14 protein-coding genes are annotated in these 23340 nt (G+C 63.5%); 1 reads left to right on the top strand and 13 read right to left on the bottom strand.

What is annotated here, in order from left to right; translation table 11 throughout:
• Positions 1-12: 12 nt before the first annotated feature.
• Genes KRX51_RS01480 through KRX51_RS01465 form a run of 4 tightly spaced genes read right to left on the bottom strand, consistent with a single transcriptional unit; the run spans position 13 to position 9249 of the window.
• Positions 13-2721, bottom strand: coding sequence for a hypothetical protein (locus tag KRX51_RS01480; RefSeq protein WP_218361183.1), 2709 nt, complete (start codon positions 2719-2721; stop codon positions 13-15).
• On the bottom strand, positions 2721-6356 hold the full coding sequence (locus KRX51_RS01475) for a tubulin-like doman-containing protein (protein ID WP_218361182.1): 3636 nt from the start codon (positions 6354-6356) through the stop codon (positions 2721-2723). Before KRX51_RS01475 ends, KRX51_RS01480 begins: the two co-directional genes overlap by 1 nt.
• Before the next feature lie 47 nt (positions 6357-6403).
• On the bottom strand, positions 6404-8824 hold the full coding sequence (locus KRX51_RS01470) for a vWA domain-containing protein (protein ID WP_218361181.1): 2421 nt from the start codon (positions 8822-8824) through the stop codon (positions 6404-6406).
• The gene (locus KRX51_RS01465; RefSeq protein ID WP_218361180.1) at positions 8824-9249 is read right to left on the bottom strand and encodes a hypothetical protein; all 426 of its coding nucleotides are present in this window, start codon (positions 9247-9249) and stop codon (positions 8824-8826) included. Before KRX51_RS01465 ends, KRX51_RS01470 begins: the two co-directional genes overlap by 1 nt.
• A 129-nt stretch (positions 9250-9378) precedes the next feature.
• Here KRX51_RS01465 and KRX51_RS01460 point away from each other — a divergent pair, with 129 nt between their 5' ends.
• Entirely contained in the window at positions 9379-10059 is a 681-nt protein-coding gene (locus KRX51_RS01460; protein ID WP_218361179.1) for a DUF1707 domain-containing protein, read from the top strand.
• 81 nt (positions 10060-10140) lie between these two features.
• On the opposite strand, the gene KRX51_RS01455 is transcribed toward KRX51_RS01460, so the two are convergent.
• From KRX51_RS01455 to secE, 9 genes are all read right to left on the bottom strand, one after another.
• Entirely contained in the window at positions 10141-14103 is a 3963-nt protein-coding gene (locus KRX51_RS01455; protein WP_218361178.1) for a DNA-directed RNA polymerase subunit beta', read from the bottom strand.
• Positions 14104-14236: 133 nt separating this feature from the next.
• On the bottom strand, positions 14237-17722 hold the full coding sequence (locus tag KRX51_RS01450; RefSeq protein ID WP_218362210.1) for a DNA-directed RNA polymerase subunit beta: 3486 nt from the start codon (positions 17720-17722) through the stop codon (positions 14237-14239).
• Positions 17723-18025: 303 nt separating this feature from the next.
• Positions 18026-18988 (bottom strand): DUF3068 domain-containing protein, encoded by a 963-nt coding sequence (locus KRX51_RS01445; protein ID WP_218361177.1) that lies wholly within the window; start codon positions 18986-18988, stop codon positions 18026-18028.
• A gap of 166 nt (positions 18989-19154) precedes the next feature.
• Positions 19155-19535: a 50S ribosomal protein L7/L12 gene (gene rplL, locus KRX51_RS01440; RefSeq protein WP_218361176.1), complete on the bottom strand. Its 381-nt coding sequence runs from the start codon at positions 19533-19535 to the stop codon at positions 19155-19157.
• A gap of 75 nt (positions 19536-19610) precedes the next feature.
• A complete protein-coding gene (rplJ, locus tag KRX51_RS01435; protein ID WP_218361175.1) occupies positions 19611-20123 on the bottom strand; it encodes a 50S ribosomal protein L10 in 513 nt (170 codons plus the stop codon).
• A 349-nt stretch (positions 20124-20472) separates the two neighbouring features.
• Positions 20473-21189, bottom strand: a complete 717-nt coding sequence (gene rplA, locus KRX51_RS01430; protein WP_218361174.1) for a 50S ribosomal protein L1 — start codon at positions 21187-21189, stop codon at positions 20473-20475.
• Between the two features lie 96 nt (positions 21190-21285).
• Positions 21286-21720 carry a 50S ribosomal protein L11 gene (gene rplK / locus KRX51_RS01425; RefSeq protein ID WP_218361173.1) on the bottom strand — a complete coding sequence of 145 codons (435 nt, stop codon included), beginning with the start codon at positions 21718-21720 and terminating at the stop codon, positions 21286-21288.
• 279 nt (positions 21721-21999) lie between these two features.
• Positions 22000-22893, bottom strand: a complete 894-nt coding sequence (gene nusG, locus KRX51_RS01420; RefSeq protein WP_218361172.1) for a transcription termination/antitermination protein NusG — start codon at positions 22891-22893, stop codon at positions 22000-22002.
• Positions 22894-23025: 132 nt separating this feature from the next.
• The gene (gene secE, locus KRX51_RS01415; RefSeq protein WP_218361171.1) at positions 23026-23331 is read right to left on the bottom strand and encodes a preprotein translocase subunit SecE; all 306 of its coding nucleotides are present in this window, start codon (positions 23329-23331) and stop codon (positions 23026-23028) included.
• Between the last annotated feature and the right edge of the window lie 9 nt (positions 23332-23340).

The following is a 23340-nucleotide window of genomic DNA, read 5'->3' as shown; positions in this document are numbered from 1 at the left end:
CACCTCCTAGGGTTAAAACAGGCTGTCGCGCTGACCCGGCAACTCCAAGTCCGGCTCGGCGGTGTGCTGCACTGTAGCCCCAGTGAACCATTCCGGCCGGACACTATGGCCACACTGCACCACAGTCACCGCCTGGGACAGCGTCGCCGCTCGTGGCGCCGCCCCGGACCCGGCGGATAGATCCGGGTAGCGGGCGCACACACTCGCCGCGGGGTCGACCTCTACCGCGCCATGATTGGCGCCACGAGCAGAAACCGCGCCACGGAAAAATCCAGCATCGGTTGTGCCCAGAACGTCGGCAAGCACATCGGCTCGGGAAAGCTCCACCGGCTGGCCATCATCAATGCTGCGCACAGACTCCAGCAACGCCTCGGCCTGCCCAGAGGACACATAACTGGCCACCGCCGGGGACCACACCTGGGCACTATCGCCACGCGGCAGACCATCATCGCTGGCGACTTCCGCCAGCCGGCACAGCACCGAATGCGCACCGGCAGCCGGTTGGCCAAATAACTCCGAACGGCTCGGCACGAACTCGCCGCGCTGCTCCAACTCCGCACTGGCCGCCGCAAGCAGATCAGCAACAGCTATATCCGCCCAATCCGGGGTGAATACCGTCGCCCGGAGGTCCTGCACAGCCCGGCGCATAGCAACAGCATCCGGTTGCGCGGTGCCAATAATGCTGGCCCGAGGCAGCCCCGCCGTCGGCAACAGCGCCGGACGCTCCTCAGCGCAACCAGCACCGAAGGGATGGTGGATGGCCCGGCCAATAATGGTGCTCCACACCTGATGCTGCCGGTAAGCCGCCGCAGCGCGCTCAAGGTCAGTCACGGCAGCAACGAATGCGCCAGCAGCTGCACTGTGCCGGCGCCACACAGCCCGCCGACGTGACACGCGGTCCACCACCGCATCTCGGCCACGGGCGAAAATAGCCAGCTCAGCCAGCAACGCAATAACTGTGGCCACACCCGCAGTGCCCACACCAGCCGCGAACGCCACCCGGGGGCTCAGCAGCGCCGCGGCCAGGCACCCCACCACCACGACCAACCACACCAACAGCACCGCCCGCATGGTGCGCGCCAAGCCACGGTGGGCGGCAGCGTCATCATCACCGGCGAAAGCCCCAAGTGCGGCGCGGGTGGTGAGCACGTCCTTATAGGCCGCGCGGGCGCGGTCCTGGCCGTCCTGGATCGCACCACTTAGACGTTGGCCCACCTGCCAGGCGAAACTCGATGCGTGCTGCTGGCGCCAATTGGTGAACTCGCGTTTTTTCGTGGCAATGGACTGGTCAGTGGTTTGACTGGCCGCGTATTGCAACGCAGCAGCGTAATGGGCGGCCCCATGCGGGTCGACCGGGCTAATAGTTGTCGGGCCGAGGGAGTCCCCCAGCAGCTCCCGCAGGGTTGGGTGGTCGCCGGAAAAACTATCGGCCACATCGGGGGCGGCCAGACCAGGCCGGGGCACCACAACGGGATTGGTATTGCTATCGCGGACCGGCCCGAGACTACTGTCGCGTTCCTTGCCGTCCACCAGGCTTAACGTGGTTGCGGTGTAGGTGCGCCACAACGCTGGCGCAGTCGGGGGCGGCCCGACGACGATGGCGTCACTGGTGCTCAACTGCTCCCGTAAGGACGCGGCCGCATCAGCAACACTGTGCAGGCTCTGTGGGCGCGAACTGGTAAGCACCCGCACGCACGGGTCGGGAGCGGCCGACTCCTCAGCAATACCCAGCGCCCTATGGACCGCGGTGCTGGTTTCGCAATCAGCGGTGGCGGTGGCGGTGTCGAACCACCGGCCTGAGTTACCCAGCACAGCACCGGTGACGTACTCAGTGAATTGGCTAAAAAACCCATCCGCGCCGGCATCGACCCCACCGGGAACAGTGGTCTGGGGTGGCCGGGCGCCTTCGGTCTCAGCGCGGGCCATAAAAGAATCAGCAACCCGACGGTTAAGTTCTGCCGGATTATCGGCGGTAACGATATGGCGACCATCGGCCAGGCGCGGCTGCGGCACCGCTGAGCGCACGTCCAACACCCGCTCCCGCAGTTCCCGCTCGACCTCGGTGGCATCAATATGGCGGTGGAATACCCGCACCAGGCGGGCCGATTCCGCATCAACACCCACCTCCCCAGTCACCGGTGAGGTCTGCGCATCACACACCGGCACCCCGGTGCTATGCGCCCATAATCCCGTCATCCCCACCACAGCAGGGGTGACATAGCGGGCCAAAGCATCCGGACCATCGGCGCGGTACTGCACCTCCCGGGCCGCATCCGGCGCCTCACTGTCCTCCGGGGACACCACCAATAACGTCCACCCAGGCATGGTCGTCGGCGGCTGCTGCGGTAGCGGCAACCGAGGCAGGTACAGATGCACCCGCCGCGCCGCGGCCGGCAAAATATGGTCAATGGCGTCGGTGAAGCCACGCACCCCCGCGGTATCCAGCGTCGAACCGGCCCCATCAGGCTCATCGAGAGCAATGAGCACAACCCGGCCCCGGCCCATCGCGCGGGTGGCGTGGCTTAGGCTCATCCGCCGTACCTGGGCGCCGCCTGCCTCGGCATGCGCAATGCACTCCACCGCCGCTGGCCCTGCCGGGTCCCCGGTGGGATCGACCCAGTACACCGGTGTGGTTAGCCCTAGCGCCGCCATATCCAGCAGACATGACCGCACCGCGCGTGGGCCCGGCCCAGCGCCAAGAACCACAATCGCATCGGACATCAGAACAGGCCTCCGCCGAAGTCCACCCCATCCGGCCCGCCCGGGTCGACCGCGAAGCTACCCGGAACCCCCGGGGCCTGCTCTGGCCGGGTCGCTAAATCCGCGGCCCGGTCCAGGCGGCCCAATAAATCAGTGGCCATACCGAACACATCATCAGCTAAGTCCCGGTACAGCGGCATCTTCGAGGCGTACCGACGGTCGCGCACCTGCGCCCACGGGCGAGCCTGCTCCTCCTGGCCGGGCAGGGCCGCAGCCGCCGCACCGGCCCGGAAATGCGCGGCATTATCACGAGCGGTCTGCAGGGCCTGGCGGGCTGCATCGCGCCGCTGCTCTAATGTCGCGCCCAGCGGACTGCCGGTGGAAAAACGCGGGTCCTCACCAGTACGCAACCACTGCGCCAACAACCTGGTGGCGCTGTGCTCAATGGCACCGGTGGTCGGCTCCCTCGGATTATCGTCATATAACGAGCGCAGCAGGATATAGGGCCGCAGGGAGTCCCCCACCCGGCCACCAACCGGCGCGGTCTGCACATCGGCATAAGCCAACAACACTGACTCAATAATCGCCGGCATCCAGTCGAACCGAGCCTGGAACCGTGACGGCGGGGTCAACAACTGCGGCGGGAAACTCACCCACTGCCCGCCCGAGGGGGTCGCTGCCGGGTCATAAATATGCGCCGCCGCCGTCGGGGTGCCCTCATCAACAATGGTGATCCGGCCAGTAATCATGCCCACAATCCAGCCAGCCACCATCGCCCGGCGCGCATCATCAGTCAACGGCAAGGCAGCCGGCAGCGGGCGGGCGCGGCGCAGATTCCAGAAACCCTCGGTGAGCTCACCGCGAGTACTCCAGTCCTCCATGATGTGTGGGAACAGGGAACTAAACACCACTGGTGAGTAGTTCGGGTAGGAACCAAACACATCAATGCTGAACACCTTGCGGTCATCAGTGCACGCATTATCGAAGGTCGTCAGCGTCGCCTCATCGCGGTACTTATCGGCCACAATGACATCGCGCAGGTCAGTAGCGGCATTGAGCCCAGCCAGGGGGATTTCAGAAAAGTTGAAGTGGTACTCCTCCGCGGACACACCATGCGCCAGACCCAAGGTGGCGGTATCGACCGCAGCCAGCGGCCGGGCCAGGCGCATTGCCTGCACAAACGCGCCCCGCAACCGGGTGACGCGAGCATCATGCTCGGCCTCATTACTGGCCGTGCTCGGGCTCAAATAGGAACGCAGGTCCACACTAATGAACCGGTCGAAAGGCTGATCCGGGCGGGCAATCCACGCCCGCGTGCGCTCCATCAGATCACGCGGGCGCAGCCGGGCGGAAAACCGCGCCGGGCGGGCCTCCCGCTTGTCCTCATTTATCGGTGAGGCCACCAGGTGCTTCGACACCCAACCACTGCGATTGCCGACGGTGATATCGCCCGGCGGTGGGCACAAGGTGTCATGCGGGGCCCGCCGCGCGCCCTGGGTATGCCACTGGCCGGCGATAACCTCCCGGGCGGCGCGGTCAACGGCCTCATCCAGGCTGCGCAGGTCCGGGTGTTCGGCGCGCATTGTGGCGATGAGATGATCCTCATAATCGGCGGCGAACCGGCTGGTATCGCTGACCACAATCTCATTGGCGCTGCCGACGAAACGACGGTTGATCTGCTCATCAGTATCAGCCGGCCAGGCATTGGGTTCGTCAGTGGCAACGTCGGCAAGATTGACGTGCACATCCTGCACCGCCGCGGCCCGGGCCAGGTCAGCGTGCAGGGCATCGAATTCGCGGCGCAGCGGGGCGAGAAGCTCCGGGCGCAGATCCTCAAGCACCGGCACCAGCTGGGCGGCGACCTGCCCCAGGTGATAGTCCTCAAACTGGTCCTGGTAGGCCGCGGCGATAGCGTCGGCAAGCTGGGCGGAGGAAGCTATCGTGCCCCGACCAGACAGCGGCTGCAGCTGCGCCTGAACCTGCGGACCAATAGCGGTGGGGTTCATCCCCCGGCGACTATCGGCAAAGGCCTGCACCGCCGGCAACAGTTCCTCATTGACCAGCGCGGTAACGCGGTCCAATGCCTCACTAGCGCAGGGCACGCCGGTGGTGGACAGCACAGTTTCCATCTGCTCGACCACAGCGTCGGCGAGGAAATCCGCGAAAGCGTGCACTGCGGCATAGGCATTATCCGCCAAGGCGGTATCGACCGGGCGGGCCAGATCCGCCAGGCGGGTGCGCACCAACGCGGCCCATTCGGTGGACTTCATCCCATCACCAGCCGGCAATACATCACGCACCTGGCGGGTTGCGTGGGTGGCCGCCGGGCGGGCGTAGCGGGTGGTGAAGGTACGCGCCAACCACTGTTCGGTGTCCTCAGCCCCCATGCCCCGGTCGAGCCGCTGCGGCAGGGAACAGTTGCCCAGCACGTCGGCAAGCACATCGGCGACCCTGCGGTCGAGCTGTTCTTTTCCGGTGGCCGGATCGGCGGGGTCGATATGGCCGCGCCGTAACCGATCGAAAGCCGCCCGGGCGAGGCGTTGGGCACAGTATTCGGCATAACGGTCGCGTCCCATGGACAGTTGGGCGTAGCCCAGTGAGCCCCACGGAACCTTGTCCCAGGCCACCTTGCTGGGATTACCCCAGCCCAGCACGGACCGGTTACCCGCAGTGGAACCCGTATTCGCCAGGGCATAGGACTTGAAATCTGAGGACGCGGTCTGCGAAGAAACCAGGGCGGCAAGCGCGCGCGCCAACCCGCGGTAGATGGCGTTGGGGGTGCCGTCGCCGAAACGGGCGCGTTGGCCACCCATGCGGGCACCAATGGGGAACAGGCGGGCAAAAGTGCTGTCCTGCGGGGCTCCGGGGAGCCCCATCGCGGAGTACAGGGCCCGGTCGTGGTCAGCGCCGGCACCGGTCTGGGCGGCGAAGGCCTCCCCAAACATTGCCAAGGCATTCGGCCAGGACCCGACCATCTTGTCGCGCGGAATGGCCTCGAACACCTCCGGGGTGAGCATAAAAATCGCGGTGTGCGCGGGTTTCACACTGCCCAGGGTGGACAACAGGCGGGCGACATCGAACACCATCGACGCACCGGAGCCACCAGCCATCGAACCAATAATGATGGTGACTGGCTGGTCATCGCTGGAATCACTGTGTTTGCCGGTGATGGCGTAATTGAGGTCGTTAAGTTCCTGGTTGGTGGACACCAGGTTGAGCCGGTCAATGGCGGCGGTGAGTTCGCGCTGAATTTTGGCGAAATTCTGGATGGTGAGGATGCGGCCAATACCGCGGTACTGGCCGGCACCATCACTGATGGGCGTATTGAGGTCCTCGGGGTTGCGGGTGGCCCAGGTGGCGATCTCACCGAGCGCCCCGGACGCCCCGAGCTGCTCAGTAAGGCCCTGTTCGAAGTCGTTGTAATGCAGGCGGCTGCCGATATCGATATAGGCCCCACCGGCCTGGGCGACATTGGGTAGCCCGTCCGGGCCGGCTTCGGGCACCAGGGGGACGTCAATAGAGACGAACTGCCACGCCGCGGGCAGGGTGCTGCGTTCGGGGTCGACCTGGCGCATGTGGGCCTTGAGCTGGTCCATCATGTAGGCCTGGGTTTTAGCGCCCGAGCCGCCGCAACCAACGACGAGGTATTTCTGCACGATTGTCCCTTCCTTGGGTTTGCCTACAGCTTGGCACCGACGTGGGCCTAGCGACGACCAGAATCGCCGAACGGGTTGGGCCCATTGTCAACGAAACCACCGGTGCGCCTGGCCGGGGCGGTGGGTTCAGGGGCCTGCGTGGCTTTGTCGCCGATCGTTTCCAGACGCTGCGGGGCGTGGGCACGGATATCGGCGACGATAGCGGCTAGCGCCTCGCGCCGGATTCGCTCATCCACTGCCACCACCACTTCCCCAGGCAGAACGAACCAGTGGTTGTGTACCGCCAGCGGCAACTGGGCAGCACCGGCATGCCGGGCACCATCATCGGCAATAGACGGGGTGTGCTCGGCTACTGCCATCGGCGGGCGCAGCGGGTTCAGCCCGCCACGCACCCGCACCTGGGTGCCGGCAAGGTTAATGGACCGGCCGGTGCTGGTGGTGCGTGGGGCGCGCACCACCTCATCGAAGTCGACGGTGAAGACTCCCCCAGTATCGGTGCGCACTAATTCTCCGGCGTGCCGACGCACTGGGATGCGCAGCGCCAGCACGCCCGGGCTGCGCGGAATCCGGCCAGCGAGGTATTTCATGGCGTAGAGCACCACCAGCGGGATGGCCAGCGCCAGCACCAGGGCACCAACTAAGGCGATCCCGAAGACAGTGGTGTTGATGGGCGCGCTGAGCGAACCACGCAGCGGCAGCTGGACGACCTCGGTCGCCCCGGATTCGGAGTCCTGGGCGGTGACCTCAAGCGCGGAGTCAGCTATCACCCGGTCGATGGGATCAGCAGTGCTGGTACGCACAATGATGGTGCCGGTTTCCCCGGGGCCGAGGGTGAGCGGGGCGGCTGCGTCATGGTCGGAGGTGTAGTTCACCACGGCATCACCGACGCTGAATTCCCCATCGTCGATCCACACCGCACCGGGGCCGGTGAACTCGATGGGCGTACTGGCCTCTACTCCGGTCATCTCCAACACAACCGAGCCAGGAAGTTTCGGCGCAGTAGCTGGTGCCACCGAGATAGGTTTTCTAAAAGTCAGCGGCTTCAGGGCAGTGCCAGGCACACCTTCACCTCCGGCGGTGGTGATGAATAAGCTCAGTTCGAGCACCCCGGCCGCCCGGCCGTCGATACTGCTGAACTCGACTTCGCCAGCACCTGAGCGCAGGTCTACCCCACGGGCGATATCGACCGGTGCGGAACCGTCATCTGGGCGCAGCACCGCATCCAGGCGGGCTTGCCCAGCAAAGGCGCGTACCTGCCCGTCGGGGTCGCGGACCTCCACGGGGAGGGAATCGCTACTCGACACGCTCATGGTCTCGGTGTCTTCCGCACCGGGCACAACCAGGGAAAGACCCGGGATGACGGTCAGCACCGCCCGGTAGGTCATCTGCTCAGCACTAGCGTCGGCAATGCGGTAGCCGAAGCTCCACTGCCCTGCCCACTCCCCATCGGCGGCGCGGCGCAGGTCAGCATCCACCATGCCGGGCACCTCAGCATTGCGCTGCACAGTGACCTCAGCGCCTGCGATGCGCTGGGCACCGTCGGCAAGGTCTACTGGTTGCCCACCGGGCGGGGTGAGCGTCGGAATGAGCGCACCCATGGCGATGGTGCGGTCCGGTTGGACGGATAGGCGCACCGGCTGGGTCGATTCGTCGAGGGTGAACCGGTACGGGTCGGTGGCGGGCCCACCATCGCGGACATCATGGGCGCCGTTGGGGATCATGCGGCGAAAAGCGGCGTAGAGCGCGGCGGGCTCATCGGCCTGCAGGTGCACACCATTAGGGGCCTCAGCAGAGCACTGCCCCGCTGCGATGGGTTGCATGGTTTCTGCGGTGTCCGGGCCCAGCCCGATGGTGAATACCCGAATGCCGCTGGAGCGCAGTTTGGCCACCGGCCCGTCGGCTGCGCAGACCGGTTCCATGGGCTGGCCGTAGCTGCTGGCGGTGGGTTGGCCGTCGGAGAAAAACAGCACCGCCCGGCAGGTGCTGGGTCGTTGGGATAGGTCCCGGAAAGCCCCGGCTAGGCCTGCTTCGTAGTTGGTGTATGAACCGTCGGTGCGCTCGGTGAATTCCGCGATAGCAGCGTCGATATTGCTGCCTTGGTCTGTGTGGCGCAGCGTCGTCCAGCCACTGTGGGTGCGGTAATCATCGGCGAACCCGGCAATGGCGACGGAGATATCGGCCCCGGTGGCCGCTGCGTGGGCGGCCATATGGTGAGCGAAGTCGGTGGCCGCCTTCACCCGCACCGCTGATGGGTCGGTGGCTTGTTCCCCAGCGAAGCCGACCAGGGATTCGGATTCGTCCATGACGATGAGAATGTCTGCGGCATGGGCACCGGCGATACACCCAGCGAAAGCCTCTGGGGCATCATTGGGGGCGGGCTGGGCGCTCGCCCCACCAGCAGTTATCGCGCCGACCAGGACTCCGGTGGCCGCTAGCGCCAGTACGCGCCGTGCAGTGCGCTTCAGCATTACAGCACCCCTGTCTTTGCTGCCCACATGGCGATCTCGATGGCGGTGAGCACCACACCGGCCAGCCCCACCACAATCGCTACCCGGTACAACCATTCTTGGGCTGGGGTCGACAGGTAGGGGCCGGCGGCTTGGCGTTGGGTGTCGGCGATGGTGTGCACACCAACGAGCACAAACGTCACCACACCAGCAAGTATCCACCCGGTCAACGCCAGTACGGCCCACAGGGAATCGGTGGCGGTGGCGACCATCGGCGCGGCCGCCCCCAGGCACACACCGATCGCGGCGCTGACTATGGCTGCGCTGACCCAATGCCACGGCCCGGTTATGACCTGCAATGGCGCACTACTGCGGCCTGCGCCTGCGTCGGCGTCGGCGAAGCGGGAGAAACTTTCCGGCTGTGCGGGCTCACCAAACTCTGCCACCTGGGCCTCCTTCACAATCGGCGTCCGCTATTCGCAGCTTTGGGTTTAAGGGTATGTGACCAGCGCCTGCCCAGCCGTGATTTCCCTCGCACCGGGGCTGTGCTGCTGCTACTGAACTACGCTAGAGGTATGGCTACTGATGACGGCAAGAGTCGCCCGCTGCGCGCGAGCGATGATCAGCGCAGCATTGTGCTTGATGAATTAGCCCAGGCCTACGCCCGCGGCCAGCTCACGATGGAGGAGTTCGAGCAGCGCAGCGCGGAGGTGACCGCCTCAGTTACGGTTTCTGATCTCACTGACTTGCTTGCCGACGTCCACGCCGACCCGGATCGCCTGCTCAGCCCGGGCACGGCGGCCTACTCGGACAGGGTGGCGTTGCGGGCGACGCCGACTTTCCCGGTGCAGTCGCAAGCCGCTGCTTCGCTGCCGGTGACTGGGGAAAATTTCGGCCCGACGACCACCGTCGCGTTTTTTTCTGGGGCGGAGCGCACCGCGTCGTGGAACCTGCCGAGGAAGCACACGGCGTGCACACTGTTTGGTGGCGTGGATCTTGATCTCACCAATGTGAGCCTGGAGGCCCAGGAGACCACGGTCAATGTGGTCGCCGTGATGGGCGGGGCGGACATTATTGTTCCCGATGATGTGCGGATCGCGATGGACGGTGTCGGGTTGTTCGGGGGGTTCGATTGTTCGGATCAGGCGGGGGCGCGGCCTATGTGTGAGGTGGCCTCAGATGCGCCGCTGATTCGGTTTACTGGTTGGGCGGTGCTGGGCGGGGTGGATATTGTGCGCCGCCCGGCCCGTCGTTAAGCACTTATCCCGCATAACAAAAATCCGGCCCTGCCTCGATAGTTGAGGCGGGGCCGGATTTTTTGTGCTTAGGCGCTAGGCCTAGTCCATCGGGATATCGTCCAGCGGGACGATCCGGTCAGCGCGGTCGCCGAAGGTATCTTCGTCGCCGTAGAAGCCTTCACCGTACGAGGTGAACGGCACCGCAGCCTGGCGGGCTGCTTCTTCGGTCGGCTCGACGGCGATATTGCGGTAACGGGCGATGCCGGTACCAGCCGGGATGAGCTTACCGATGATGACGTTCTCCTTGAGGCCGATGAGCCGGTCAGAGCGCTTATTGATGGCAGCGTCGGTAAGCACGCGGGTGGTCTCCTGGAAGGAGGCCGCGGACAGCCAGGAATCAGTCGCCAGGGAGGCCTTGGTGATACCCATGATCTCCTGGCGCATCTGGGCGCCTCGGCCACCGGACTTGATGGCCTCACGGGAGGCGTTCTTAGCCTCGGCGTGCTCAACCAGGGAGCCCGGCAGGAACTCGGTATCACCGGCGTCGATGACGGTGACGCGGCGCATCATCTGTCGGACGATGACCTCGATGTGCTTATCGTGGATAGCCACACCCTGGTCGCGGTAGACCGACTGGACCTCTTCAATGAGGTGACGCTGCACACCGATGGCGCCGCGGGTAGCGAGCACCTCATGCGGGTCGGCGGCGCCCTTGGTCAGCTGGAAGCCACGCTCGACATGGTCGCCGTCGCGCAGGGAACGGGTGCGGCCCTCGATGGTGAGCTCAGCAAGGCCCTGACGCTTGGACAGCTTGTCGTAAACAACCTCTTCGGAACCGTCGTCGGGGACGATGGTGACGGTGAAGAAGTGGTCATCCTCTTCCAGGCGGATACGGCCAGTCGCCGAGGCCAGCGGGGCAACATTCTTCGGCACGCGGGCCTCGAACAGCTCCTGGACTCGGGGCAGACCACCGGTGATGTCGCCACCGACGCCACCCTGGTGGAAGGTACGCATGGTCAGCTGGGTACCCGGCTCACCAATGGACTGGGCGGCCACAATGCCCACAGCCTCGCCGATATCGACCATCTTGCCGGTGGCCATGGAGCGGCCGTAGCAGGTGGCACAGACGCCGGTGGCGGTGGTGCACTTGAGCACGGAGCGGACCTTGACCGAGGCGATGCCGTGGTCAAGCAGCGCGCGGATATGCTCCTCGTGCAGGTCAGTACCCTTTTCCAGGATGGTCTTGCCGGACTCGTCCACCACGTCGGCGGCCAGGTAGCGCGCCAGCGCGGAGGTCTCCACGTACGGGTTGCGACGCATCTCGCCGGTCGGCTTGCCGTCGGCACCCAGCACCGGGTCGGCGATCGGGATCTCGACGCCGTCGGAGGTGCCACAGTCCTCTTCGCGGACAATGACGTCCTGGGCAACGTCGACCAGGCGACGGGTGAGGTAACCCGAGTCGGCGGTACGCAGCGCGGTGTCAGCCAGGCCCTTACGGGAACCGTGGGAGTTGTTGAAGTACTCCAGCACCGACAGGCCCTCACGGAAGGAGGTCTTAATCGGGCGGGTGATGTACTCACCACGGGGGTTGGTGACCATGCCCTTCATACCGGCCAGGGAGTGAATCTGGCCCATATTGCCGGCCGCGCCGGACTTCACGATCATCGGGATCGGGTTGTCATCCGGGTACAGCTTCTCGACCTTCTCGCCAACCTCGGCAGTAGCTGCCTTCCACAGGTTGACCAGCGAGTCGTGACGCTCGGACTTGGACAGCTTGCCGCGGCGGAACTTCTTCTCCACGGTGTTGGCGCGCTGCTCGTAGGAATCAAGCAGTTCAGCCTTATCCGGCAGCACCAGCACGTCGGCCATGGAGATGGTCACACCGGAGCGGGTTGCCCAGTAGAAACCGGCGTCCTTGAGCTTGTCGACGGTCTGGGCGACGGTGATCATCGGGTACTTGGCGGCCAAGTCGTTAATGATCGCAGCCTGCGGCTTCTTCGCCATCACAGCGTCAACGAACGGGTAGTTCCACGGCAGCAGGTCATTGAACATGACGCGGCCGAGCGTGGTGTGCGCGGTCCAGGTCTGGCCCTTCTCCCAGCCGTCGGGGAACTGCTCGGCTTCGATCTCTGCGGTCGGACGCAGGTGCGAGATACGCACCTTGATCGGCGACTGCAGGCCGATAGCACCACGGTCGAAGGCCATGATGGCTTCGGCCGGGTTGGCGTACACGCCCTGCTCCGGGGAGTCCTCGGTGGCCGGCTGGTAGGAGCCGGGCAGTTCGGGCTTTTCCAGAGTCAGGAAGTACAGGCCGGTGACCATATCCAGTCGCGGCATAGCCAGCGGCTTACCGGAGGCCGGCGACAGGATGTTGTTCGAGGACAGCATCAGGATGCGGGCCTCGGCCTGGGCCTCTGCCGACAGCGGCAGGTGCACGGCCATCTGGTCACCGTCGAAGTCAGCGTTGAACGCCTCACAGGCCAGCGGATGCAGCTGGATGGCCTTGCCTTCAACGAGCACGGGCTCGAAGGCCTGGATACCCAGGCGGTGCAGGGTAGGTGCACGGTTGAGCAGCACGGGGTGGCCGGTAATAACGTCGTCAAGCACATCCCACACCTCGGGGCGCTGACGCTCAACCATGCGCTTGGCGGACTTGATGTTCTGCGCGTAGGACTTGGCGACCAGCTCCTTCATAACGAAGGGCTTGAACAGCTCAAGAGCCATCAGCTTCGGCAGACCACACTGGTGCAGCTTCAGCTGCGGGCCGACGATAATCACGGAACGACCGGAGTAGTCCACGCGCTTACCGAGCAGGTTCTGACGGAAACGACCCTGCTTGCCCTTGAGCAGATCCGACAGCGACTTCAGCGGGCGGTTACCCGGGCCGGTGACGGGGCGACCGCGACGACCATTATCGAACAGGGCGTCGACGGACTCCTGCAACATGCGCTTCTCGTTATTCACGATGATCTCGGGGGCGCCGAGGTCAATCATGCGCTTGAGGCGGTTATTGCGGTTGATCACACGACGGTAGAGGTCGTTGAGGTCCGAGGTGGCGAAGCGGCCACCGTCGAGCTGCACCATCGGGCGCAGCTCCGGCGGGATCACCGGGATGCAGTCGAGAACCATAGCGGCCGGGTCATTGCCGGACTGCAGGAAAGCAGCGACAACCTTCAGGCGCTTCAGGGCACGCAGCTTCTTCTGGCCCTTGCCGTCACGAATGACAGAGCGCAGCTCCTCGGCCTCAGCGGCCAGGTCGAAGTTACGGATCAGGGTCTGGATGGCTTCTGCACCCATACCGCCGGTGAAGTAATCCTCGTAGCGGTCGACCAGCTCGGTGTAGATACCCTCGTCGAGGATCATCTGCTTCGGCTGCAGCTTGGCGAAGGTCTCCCAGATTTCGTCGAGACGCTGGATTTCGCGGTCGGCGCGCTCACGGATATGGCGCATCTCGCGGTCCGCGGCGTTCTGCACCTTCTTGCGGGCATCGGCCTTCGCGCCAGCTGCTTCGAGCTCGGCGAGGTCGTTTTCCAGGACCTGGGCGCGCTCAGCGAGCTCCTGGTCGCGGTCATCTTCGACCATCTTCTTGTCGACGAGCATGTCGGCTTCAAGAGTCTGCAGGTCGGCGTGGCGAGCTTCCTCGTCCACGCTGGTGATGATGTTGGCCGCGAAGTAAATGATCTTCTCAAGATCCTTCGGAGCCAGGTCCAGCAGGTAACCCAAGCGCGACGGGACGCCCTTGAAGTACCAGATGTGGGTCACCGGGGCGGCGAGCTCAATATGGCCCATGCGCTCACGACGAACCTTGGACTTGGTCACCTCAACGCCACAGCGTTCACAGATGATGCCCTTGAAGCGGACGCGCTTGTACTTGCCACAAGCACACTCCCAGTCCCGGGTGGGACCGAAGATGCGCTCACAGAAAAGACCGTCCTTTTCCGGCTTGAGCGTGCGGTAGTTGATGGTCTCCGGCTTCTTGACCTCACCGCGAGACCAACGACGAATGTCGTCGGCAGTGGCGAGCCCAATACGAAGCTCATCGAAGTTGTTAACGTCGAGCACCTGAATATCCCTTTCCCCCCGCGGCAATAATTATTGCTTTTCGTGCGGGGGATGATGTCGTGCGTTCGTGCGTGACTGTGTTTGTGTGCTTTGTGCTGTAGCGCGTCGGCTGACCGCGCCGAACTCTGCCCGGTTAGGCGGAGTCGGCGTCGGTCCGCTCATCGCGGGACAGGTTGATGCCCAGGGAAGCCGTGGCGTGATCCAGCTCTTCGTCGTCGGTGGTACCAAGTTCCACCGGGACGCCGTCTGCGGATAGCACCTCGACGTTCAGGCACAGCGACTGCAGCTCCTTGAGCAGCACCTTGAAGGACTCAGGTATACCCGGGTCCGGGATGTTATCGCCCTTGACGATTGCCTCATAGACCTTCACACGGCCGACGACGTCGTCAGACTTGATGGTCAGCAGCTCCTGCAGGGTGTAGGCGGCGCCATAGGCCTGCATGGCCCAGACCTCCATCTCACCGAAGCGCTGGCCACCGAACTGGGCCTTACCGCCCAGCGGCTGCTGCGTAATCATCGAGTACGGGCCGGTGGAGCGGGCGTGAATCTTCTCATCAACCAGGTGGTGCAGCTTCAGCATGTACATGTAGCCAACAGACACCGGGAAGGGGAACTTCTCGCCGGAGCGGCCGTCGAACAGTTCGGCCTTGCCGTCCTTATCGACGAGCACCTCACCATCGCGGTTCGGGCGGGAGGAATCCAGCAGGCCAGCAAGCTCTGCGTTCTCCGCACCGTCGAATACCGGGGTGGACACCAGCGAATTAGCCGGCACATCGTGCAGCTCCTGCGGCAGGCGGGAAGCCCACTCCGGATCTCCTTCGATGGACCAACCGGCCTTAGCCAACCAGCCGAGGTGGACCTCGAGGACCTGGCCGATATTCATACGACGCGGCACACCGTGGGTGTTCAGGATGATGTCGACCGGGGTGCCGTCCGGCAGGAAGGGCATATCTTCCTGCGGCAGGATCTTGCCGATAACGCCCTTATTGCCGTGGCGGCCGGCCATCTTGTCGCCGTCCTGGATCTTGCGCTTCTGGGCAACGTAGACGCGAATCATCTCGTTGACACCAGGTGCCAGATCGTCGTCATCATCGCGAGAGAACACGCGCACGCCAATGACCTTGCCGGACTCACCGTGCGGGACACGCATGGAGGTGTCACGCACCTCGCGGGACTTCTCACCGAAGATGGCGCGCAGCAGGCGCTCCTCCGGGGTCAGCTCGGTTTCACCCTTCGGGGTGACCTTGCCGACGAGGATATCGCCGTCGCGCACATCGGCGCCGATGCGCACAATGCCGCGGTCGTCGAGGTCACGGAGCATGTCCTCGCCGACGTTGGGGATTTCGCGGGTGATTTCCTCAGGGCCCAACTTCGTGTCACGAGCATCAATCTCGTGCTCCTCGATATGAATCGAGGTGAGGATGTCATCTTCAACCATGCGCTGGTTGAGGATGATGGCGTCCTCGTAGTTGTGGCCTTCCCACGGCATGAATGCCACGAGCAGGTTCTTACCCAGAGCCATCTCACCATTGGAGGTGCCCGGGCCGTCGGCAAGCACCTGGCCAGCCTCGACACGGTCACCCATATTCACCAGGGGACGCTGGTTATAGCAGGTTCCCTGGTTGGTGCGCTCGAACTTGCGCAGCATGAAGGTATGGCGGCCGCCCTCATCATCCATGATGGTCATGAAGTCAGCGGACACAGTCTCGACCACGCCATCGACCGGGGCGATGATGACATCGCCGGCGTCGTATGCGGCGCGCTGCTCCATGCCGGTACCGACATAGGGAGCCTCGGCACGCAACAGCGGCACAGCCTGACGCTGCATATTCGCACCCATCAGGGCACGGTTAGCGTCGTCGTGCTCAAGGAACGGAATCATGGCGGTAGCCACCGACACCATCTGGCGCGGGGAGACGTCCATGTAGTCAACGGTGGAGGCCTTGACGACCTCGACGTCGCCGCCCTTAATGCGCACCGGCAGGGTCTCGTCGGTGAAGCGACCATCGGGGCCGACCGGCGAATTCGCCTGGGCGACCACGTAGCGGTCCTCTTCATCGGCGGTGAGGTAGTCGACCTCATCGGTGACCACACCGTCAACAACGCGGCGGTAGGGGGTTTCGATGAAACCGAAGGGGTTCACGCGGGCGTAGACCGACAGCGAACCAATCAGACCAATATTCGGGCCCTCAGGGGTCTCAATCGGGCACATACGGCCGTAGTGGGACGGGTGCACGTCGCGGACCTCAAGGCCGGCGCGCTCACGCGACAGGCCGCCGGGGCCCAGCGCAGACAGGCGGCGCTTGTGGGTCAGGCCAGACAGGGAGTTGTTCTGGTCCATGAACTGCGACAGCTGCGAGGTACCGAAGAACTCGCGGATGGCAGCGGAGACCGGGCGCACGTTAATCAGCGTGGTCGGCTGGATGGATTCAACATCCTGGGTGGTCATCCGCTCGCGGACGACGCGCTCCATACGAGACAGGCCAACGCGGACCTGGTTCTGGATCAGCTCACCGACGGTGCGCAGACGGCGGTTGCCGAAGTGGTCGATATCGTCGACCTCGACGGGAACTTCCTTGCCGTCCGGGCTGGTCATGGTCTTATCACCTGCGTGCAGGCGGACCAGGTACTCAATAGTGGTGGCGATGTCCTGCTCGGTGAGGGTCATCTCCTTACCGGCCGGGTCGAGACCCAGCTTGCGGTTGACCTTGTAGCGGCCGACCTTGGCTAGGTCGTAGCGCTTGGCCTTGAAGAAGTTGTTCTCCAGCAGGGCCAGCGCGGACTCGCGCGTCGGCGGCTCACCGGGGCGCTGCTTGCGGTAGATCTCCAGCAGGGCCTCATCGGTATTGGCCACACCATCGTTTTCGAGGGTGGCCATCATGATCTCGGAGTCGGAGAAACGCTCGCGGATCTCTTCAGCGGTCCAACCCAGGGCCTTCAGCAGCACGGTGACCGGCTGACGGCGCTTACGGTCGATACGCACGCCGACGGTGTCCCGCTTGTCGACGTCGAACTCGAGCCACGCACCACGCGACGGGATGATCTTCACCGAGTGCAGCGGGCGCTCGGTGGACTTGTCCATCGTCTCGTCGAAGTAGACACCCGGGGAACGCACCAGCTGCGAAACAACGACACGCTCGGTGCCGTTGACGATGAAGGTGCCCTTCTCGGTCATCATCGGGAAGTCGCCGATGAAGACGGTCTGGCTCTTGATCTCACCGGTTTCGCGGTTGGTGAACTCAGCGGTGACGTACAGCGGCGCCGCGTAGTTGATGTCCTTGTCCTTGCATTCGTCCACCGTGTTCTTCACGGAGTCGAACCAGGGGTCGGACAGGGTCAGGGACATCTTCTGGGAGTAGTCCTCAATTGGGGACAGCTCTTCGAGGATGTCTTCGAGACCACTGGTTACCTGGGCCTCGTCGCCCAGTTCGGCGGCGCGACGGGCGCGCCAATCAGGGGTGCCGATGAGCCACGCGAAAGATTCGCGCTGAAGATCGAGCAACCCCGGAACGGAGATAGGTTCGCTAATCTTTGCGAACGAGTACCTCTTCGAAGCTCCGGGGATTGGGGTCACTGCCTTGGTCTGGCGGGAGACTGCCAAGATGCGTCCTTCCAGCACCTCACGCGGAAGCAAATGACGTCGCGTGCGACGCCCCGTTCCGCTGGGTTTAAGCGTTGAGTAAGCAGGAATTGAATCAGCGTGCGCAGCTAACCATGGCCATACAGACACATGGCGAAACCATCCGAATTAACGGATCAAGAGACACTACGGCACACCTAATTCCAGCGCAACGGACAATGCTATAGCAAAGACGCCGCTATGTCTACTTGACGTAGCGGCACGATTGCCTAGGCCTTAAAAGTGGCTCAACAACGGGTAACGCGAAAAGCGCTGCGGGGTGTGCCGGATAACCGAACTGCGTTATTCACCGTTGTCGCCCGACTCCCGGCGCAGCACGCCAAAGAGCCCGACGAGCGCCAAGATAGCACCGATGACACCAATAACGATGGCCCACACGCTGGTGTTGGGGGTATCAGCAACATCGGCAGCCTGCTCCAGGGCCGCAGTCGAGGCCGTCTGAGGCATCCGGCCATCAAATTTCATCGCGGTAGCAACCCGCTGGCCATCCTCATCTTCCCACCGGGCATCAAGGTCCTCAGCGAGGTCGACGACCAGGCCAGAGGTGCGCTCCACCCACCAGTCACGGGTACCGGAGTACTCCAGATGCACCGGGGTGCCATCAATCTCCCCCTGAGTAATCACCGACTGATAGCGCTTCGAGATATCGGTGGGGGCAATGGTCTGGGTGAAATGCAACACCTCAACGCCCTCGCGGTCCTCAGTGCCCACAAACTCAGCCTCAACGGGCTGCCTCAGCGTGTAGTCAAAGACCGGGTAGTTGCGCTGCTCCACATTGGCGGGGAACTTCGCCCAACTACCGTTCATATCGACTTCCTGCTGCACACCTAAAGGCTGATCGCTAATCGTGGCGGGGCCGGTGGCTTCTCCGGTGAGCCGGTCAATGGTGTACGTCCACACACTGGCATTAACCAGGCCATCAAGCGGGTCCTCTGCGGTCGTCTGATCCGTGATCCGAGTCATGGACACCCCCACCCGTAAGGTGACGGTCTTTTCGTCGGCAGGCTCAATGAACTGCGCGTGGAACTGGCGCCGCACCGGGCCGGTGACCTCTTCCACTTCCCCACCAGGGGCGACCTTGGCGGTCACCGCGTCCTCAGCGACAAGCTGCAACGTGGTGTCCTGCAGGTTCAAGGGCACCTTTGGTTCATCATCAATGACCCGGGGAATAGCGAAGGCCGCGACGATAAACGCCACACCAATACCGATGAGCAAGACGGAGAGCACACGACCGCGAGAAAGCATGACGCCACTCTAGCTGGGTTTGTGGTGTTTGCGAACCATACCCGGCCATTTCTGTGAATCGTTTTCTGAATGCACAACACCCCCGCCACGACCGGAAATCCGGTGGCAGCGGGGGTGTGTAGCCAATGGGGTGCCCGCGTGGGGCATCCCGCAGAGGTGGCAGGTCCTACTTGAGGGAAACCTTGGCGCCGGCCTCTTCGAGCTTGGTCTTGGCGGCCTCGGCGTCGTCCTTGGAAGCGCCCTCGAGGATAGCCTTCGGAGCGGACTCAACGAGCTCCTTGGCTTCCTTCAGGCCCAGGCCGGAGACGAGCTCGCGGACGACCTTAATAACGCCGATCTTCTTGGCGCCGGCATCTTCGAGAACGACGTCGAACTCGTCCTTCTCCTCAGCGGCCGGGGCGTCAGCACCGGCAGCGGCAACAGCGGCGACCGGGGCGGCGGCGGTGACGTCGAATTCTTCCTCGAAAGCCTTCTTGAACTCGGTGAGCTCAACGAGGGTCATTTCCTTGAAGGCCTCGAGCAGTTCATCAGTGGTGTACTTAGCCATGAGTGTTCTCCTGTAAAGAATGATGCGGCGAACGTTGCCGCAGATGTGTGATGTGCGTGGGCCGGGCCCGAGTTACTACTTCTTCTCTTCCAGGGCCGCTGCGAGGCGGGCCACGGAGGAGGTAGGAGCATCGAGCAGGCCGGCGACGTTCGCCAGAACGCCATTGAAGGCACCAGCCAGCTTTGCCAGCGTGGTTTCGCGGTTGTCCATCTCCGCGAGGGCACCGAACTGTGCGGCGTCAATAGCCACACCGTCGACGTGACCGCCCTTGATGACGAGCTTCTTATTGTCATCGGCGAACTTCTTCATCGCCTTCGCAGCGTCGACTGGCTCGCCCTTAATAAAGGCAATAGCAGTCGGGCCGGTCAGATGCTCGTCCAGACCCTCGACTCCCGCTTCAGCAGCGGCGAGCCGGATCATGGTGTTCTTGGCGACGGAGTACGTGACATCGGAGCCAAGTGCACGACGCAGCTCAGTGATTTCAGCAACGGACATGCCGCGGTATTCGGTCAGCACGGTCGCGTTGGCTTCGTCGAACTCCTGCTTCAGGGCCGCAACAGCGGCCTTCTTGGTTTCGTTAACTGCCATGGGTACTCTCGCCTCCTTCCTGGTGTCGGTTATTCCGCCGACGAAGAAGGCCCTACCATGCAAAAACGCCCCGAGCGCAGCGGAAAGCGTCGGGACGCGAGAATCTCGTGTCTACGTTCTTCCCCTACGCGGGCCGCCAACACAGCGTTGGACCTTCACCCCACAAGGATGTGCGGGGAACCGGCGGTCTTCGGTGAATGTGCGGTGACGGAACACCACCTCGGTGCTGTCCATCACGATGCGTTGCGAACAATACCGCGCCACACCATAGAACACAAAATCGCCCCGACTGCGCATAACGGCAGTCGGGGCGATAGGGCCTGGCACCCAGGCGCGGCGGGGAGGGGTTTTAGGCCTCTTCGCCGGTGTAGTTCTTCACGACGGTGTTATCGACCGGGATGCCCGGGCTGTTGGTCGCCGAGAGGGTGACCTTCTTCAGGTAACGACCCTTGGAGGAAGCCGGCTTCAGGCGAAGCAGCTCATCAATGAGCGCACCGTAGTTCTCGGCGAGCTGCTCGGCGGTGAAGGAGGACTTGCCGATGAGGGCGTGCAGGTTAGCAGCCTTATCGACGCGGAAGGAGATCTTGCCGCCCTTGATGTCGGTGACAGCCTTGGCAACGTCGGTGGTGACGGTGCCGGTCTTCGGGTTCGGCATCAGACCACGGGGGCCGAGGACGCGAGCGACGCGACCAACCTTGGCCATCTGGTCGGGGGTGGCGATAGCGGCGTCGAAATCGGTCCAGCCGCCCTGGATCTTCTCGATCAGCTCGTCGGTGCCGACCATGTCAGCGCCGGCCTCTTCGGCCTTGGTGGCGTTTTCGCCAGCGGCGAAGACAACCACGCGCACGGTCTTACCGGTGCCGTTGGGCAGGGAGACGGTGCCGCGGACCAGCTGGTCGGCCTTACGGGGGTCGACGCCGAGGCGGATGGAGACATCCACCGACGGGTCGTGGGACTTGGCGGCTGCGATGTCCTTCACGAGCTTGGTGGCCTCGATCGGGGAGTAGATGCGACCTTCGTCGATCTTCTCGAGTGCGGCCTTATATGCCTTGGAGTTCTTGCTCATGTCACATTCCAATCACGTACTTGGAGTTGTGGTACGGGCCGTAGCTGGCTCTCCCACAAATGGATTTGGTGTGCCGGTTGGCACGCGTCACAAGACTTAGGAGCCTTCGACGGTGATGCCCATGGAGCGGGCGGTGCCGGCGATGATCTTCGCGCCAGCTTCGATATCATTGGCGTTGAGGTCCGGCTTCTTCTGCTCGGCGATCTCGCGGCACTGATCCATGGTGACGGAACCGACCTTGTCGGTGTGCGGCACGCCGGAACCCTTCTGCAGGCCAGCGGCCTTCAGCAGCAGCTTGGCTGCCGGCGGGGTCTTGAGCTTGAAGTCGAAGGAGCGGTCTTCGTAGACGTTGATCTCGACCGGGATGACGTTGCCGCGCTGGTTCTCAGTCGCCGCGTTGTACGCCTTGCAGAACTCCATGATGTTGACGCCGTGGGCGCCGAGGGCCGGACCGACCGGCGGTGCCGGGTTGGCCTGGCCAGCCTGGATCTGCAGCTTAATAACTGCCTGAAGCTTCTTCTTGGGGGCCATGTTCTTCCTGTTTCCTCGTATTCTTCGCCGCGGCACCGGACTCGCCGGGTACGGCCGACGCGGTGTGCTTCCGCGGCGCGGATCGATGGTGCACAGCACACTGGACTGCTTGCCGACGTACCGGTCTGCTGCTTATCCCCGGTGACTTTTCGGGAATAAGCGCAGCCAGACAGCGGATTGTCCAGCTCCCTTGCTGGTCAGTGACCTCACAATGGGCGTGCGCATGCACGAACGGACAGTGTACGCCGACTACGGCTACCTGCCCAAACTGCTACTGGTCTAATCCAGCTTTTCCACCTCGTCGAGACCAAGCTCGACTGGGGTTTCACGACCAAAGATGGACACCAGGGCCTTGATTCGGCCGGTGTTGTGATCGATCTCGTTGATGGTCGCGGCAACCGATGCGAACGGGCCGGACAGAATCGTGACGGACTCGCCGACCTCGTAATCGATCTTCGGCTTGCTGGCTTCGGGCTGCGGGGCCACAGCCACGGCTGCTTCGGCCTCGGCGGCGTCCTGAGACTTCGTGACGGTCTCCTTCGGCATCAGGAACTTCGCGACCTCACGGATCTTCACCTGGGTCGGGTGGCCCTCAGAACCCACGAAAGAGGTCACGCCGGGGGTGTCTCGCACCACCGACCACGACGGGTCATCAAGTTCCATGCGCACCAGCACATAGCCGGGCAGCAGCTTGCGCTTGACGATCTTGCGCTTACCGTCGCGCAGCTCTTCGACCTCTTCGATCGGGACAACAACCTCATGGATCTGCTCATCCACACCCATGGTCTGGGCGCGCATCTCCAAGTTGGTCTTCACCTTGTTCTCATAACCCGAGTAGCACTGGATGATGTACCAATCACCCTTGCGGCGCTTGAGTTCACGCTGGAACTCACGCAGCTTGCGGCGGTACTCCGCTTCCGGGTCTACCTCAGCGTCGTCGGCAGGCGCATCGGCGGCGTCGCCGTCGGCAGGCACGGTGGCTTCCGCACTGGCCTCGGCGGCACCGTCAATACCGGCAGTGCCCGGCTCAGCATCAACCTGCGGCTCAGACTGGGCCTGCTGGGCCTCATCCTCGCCATAGGACTCCTGGGCGGCATTGATCAGCGCGTCGCCCAGGGAGGAGCCGGAAGCCTTCTCCTCAGAATCAGAGAACATGTTGTTCCCATCGGTCATGGAAATCATCCTTCACAGCTAGTTCGGCAGCCCCACCCATAACGGCCAGGGCGACCAAAGATTAATCCCGCCTACCGTGAGACGGTGGCGGGATAAAACGTCGTTAGAGCCGAAGTATAACCCAGAAAGGCACTAAGACCCGAAAACGGAGGAGACACCTAGGCTTGCGAGGGTATCGACACCCCACACCAGCAAAAGCGTGAAAGCCAGGAACAGCAGCACAACGACGGTGTAGACAATCATCTGCTTGGTGGTGGGCCAGATGACTTTGCGCAGTTCGGAAATAACCTGCGAAAGGAAAGTAATCGGATTGCCGCCGGAACCTTCAACGGAACCTTCCTGGCGGCGGGCCGGACGCGCGGCGCGTGTCGATGCGGTGCCTTCGACCTGGCGCTTGCCGGAGGGGCGTGCGCTGGTGGTGCTGTTGTGCTCGGCCACGGGACTCCT

This window comes from Corynebacterium sp. TAE3-ERU12 (assembly GCF_019209905.1).
Lineage (GTDB): Bacteria > Actinomycetota > Actinomycetes > Mycobacteriales > Mycobacteriaceae > Corynebacterium.
This window is presented reverse-complemented; position numbering and strand designations above follow the sequence as displayed.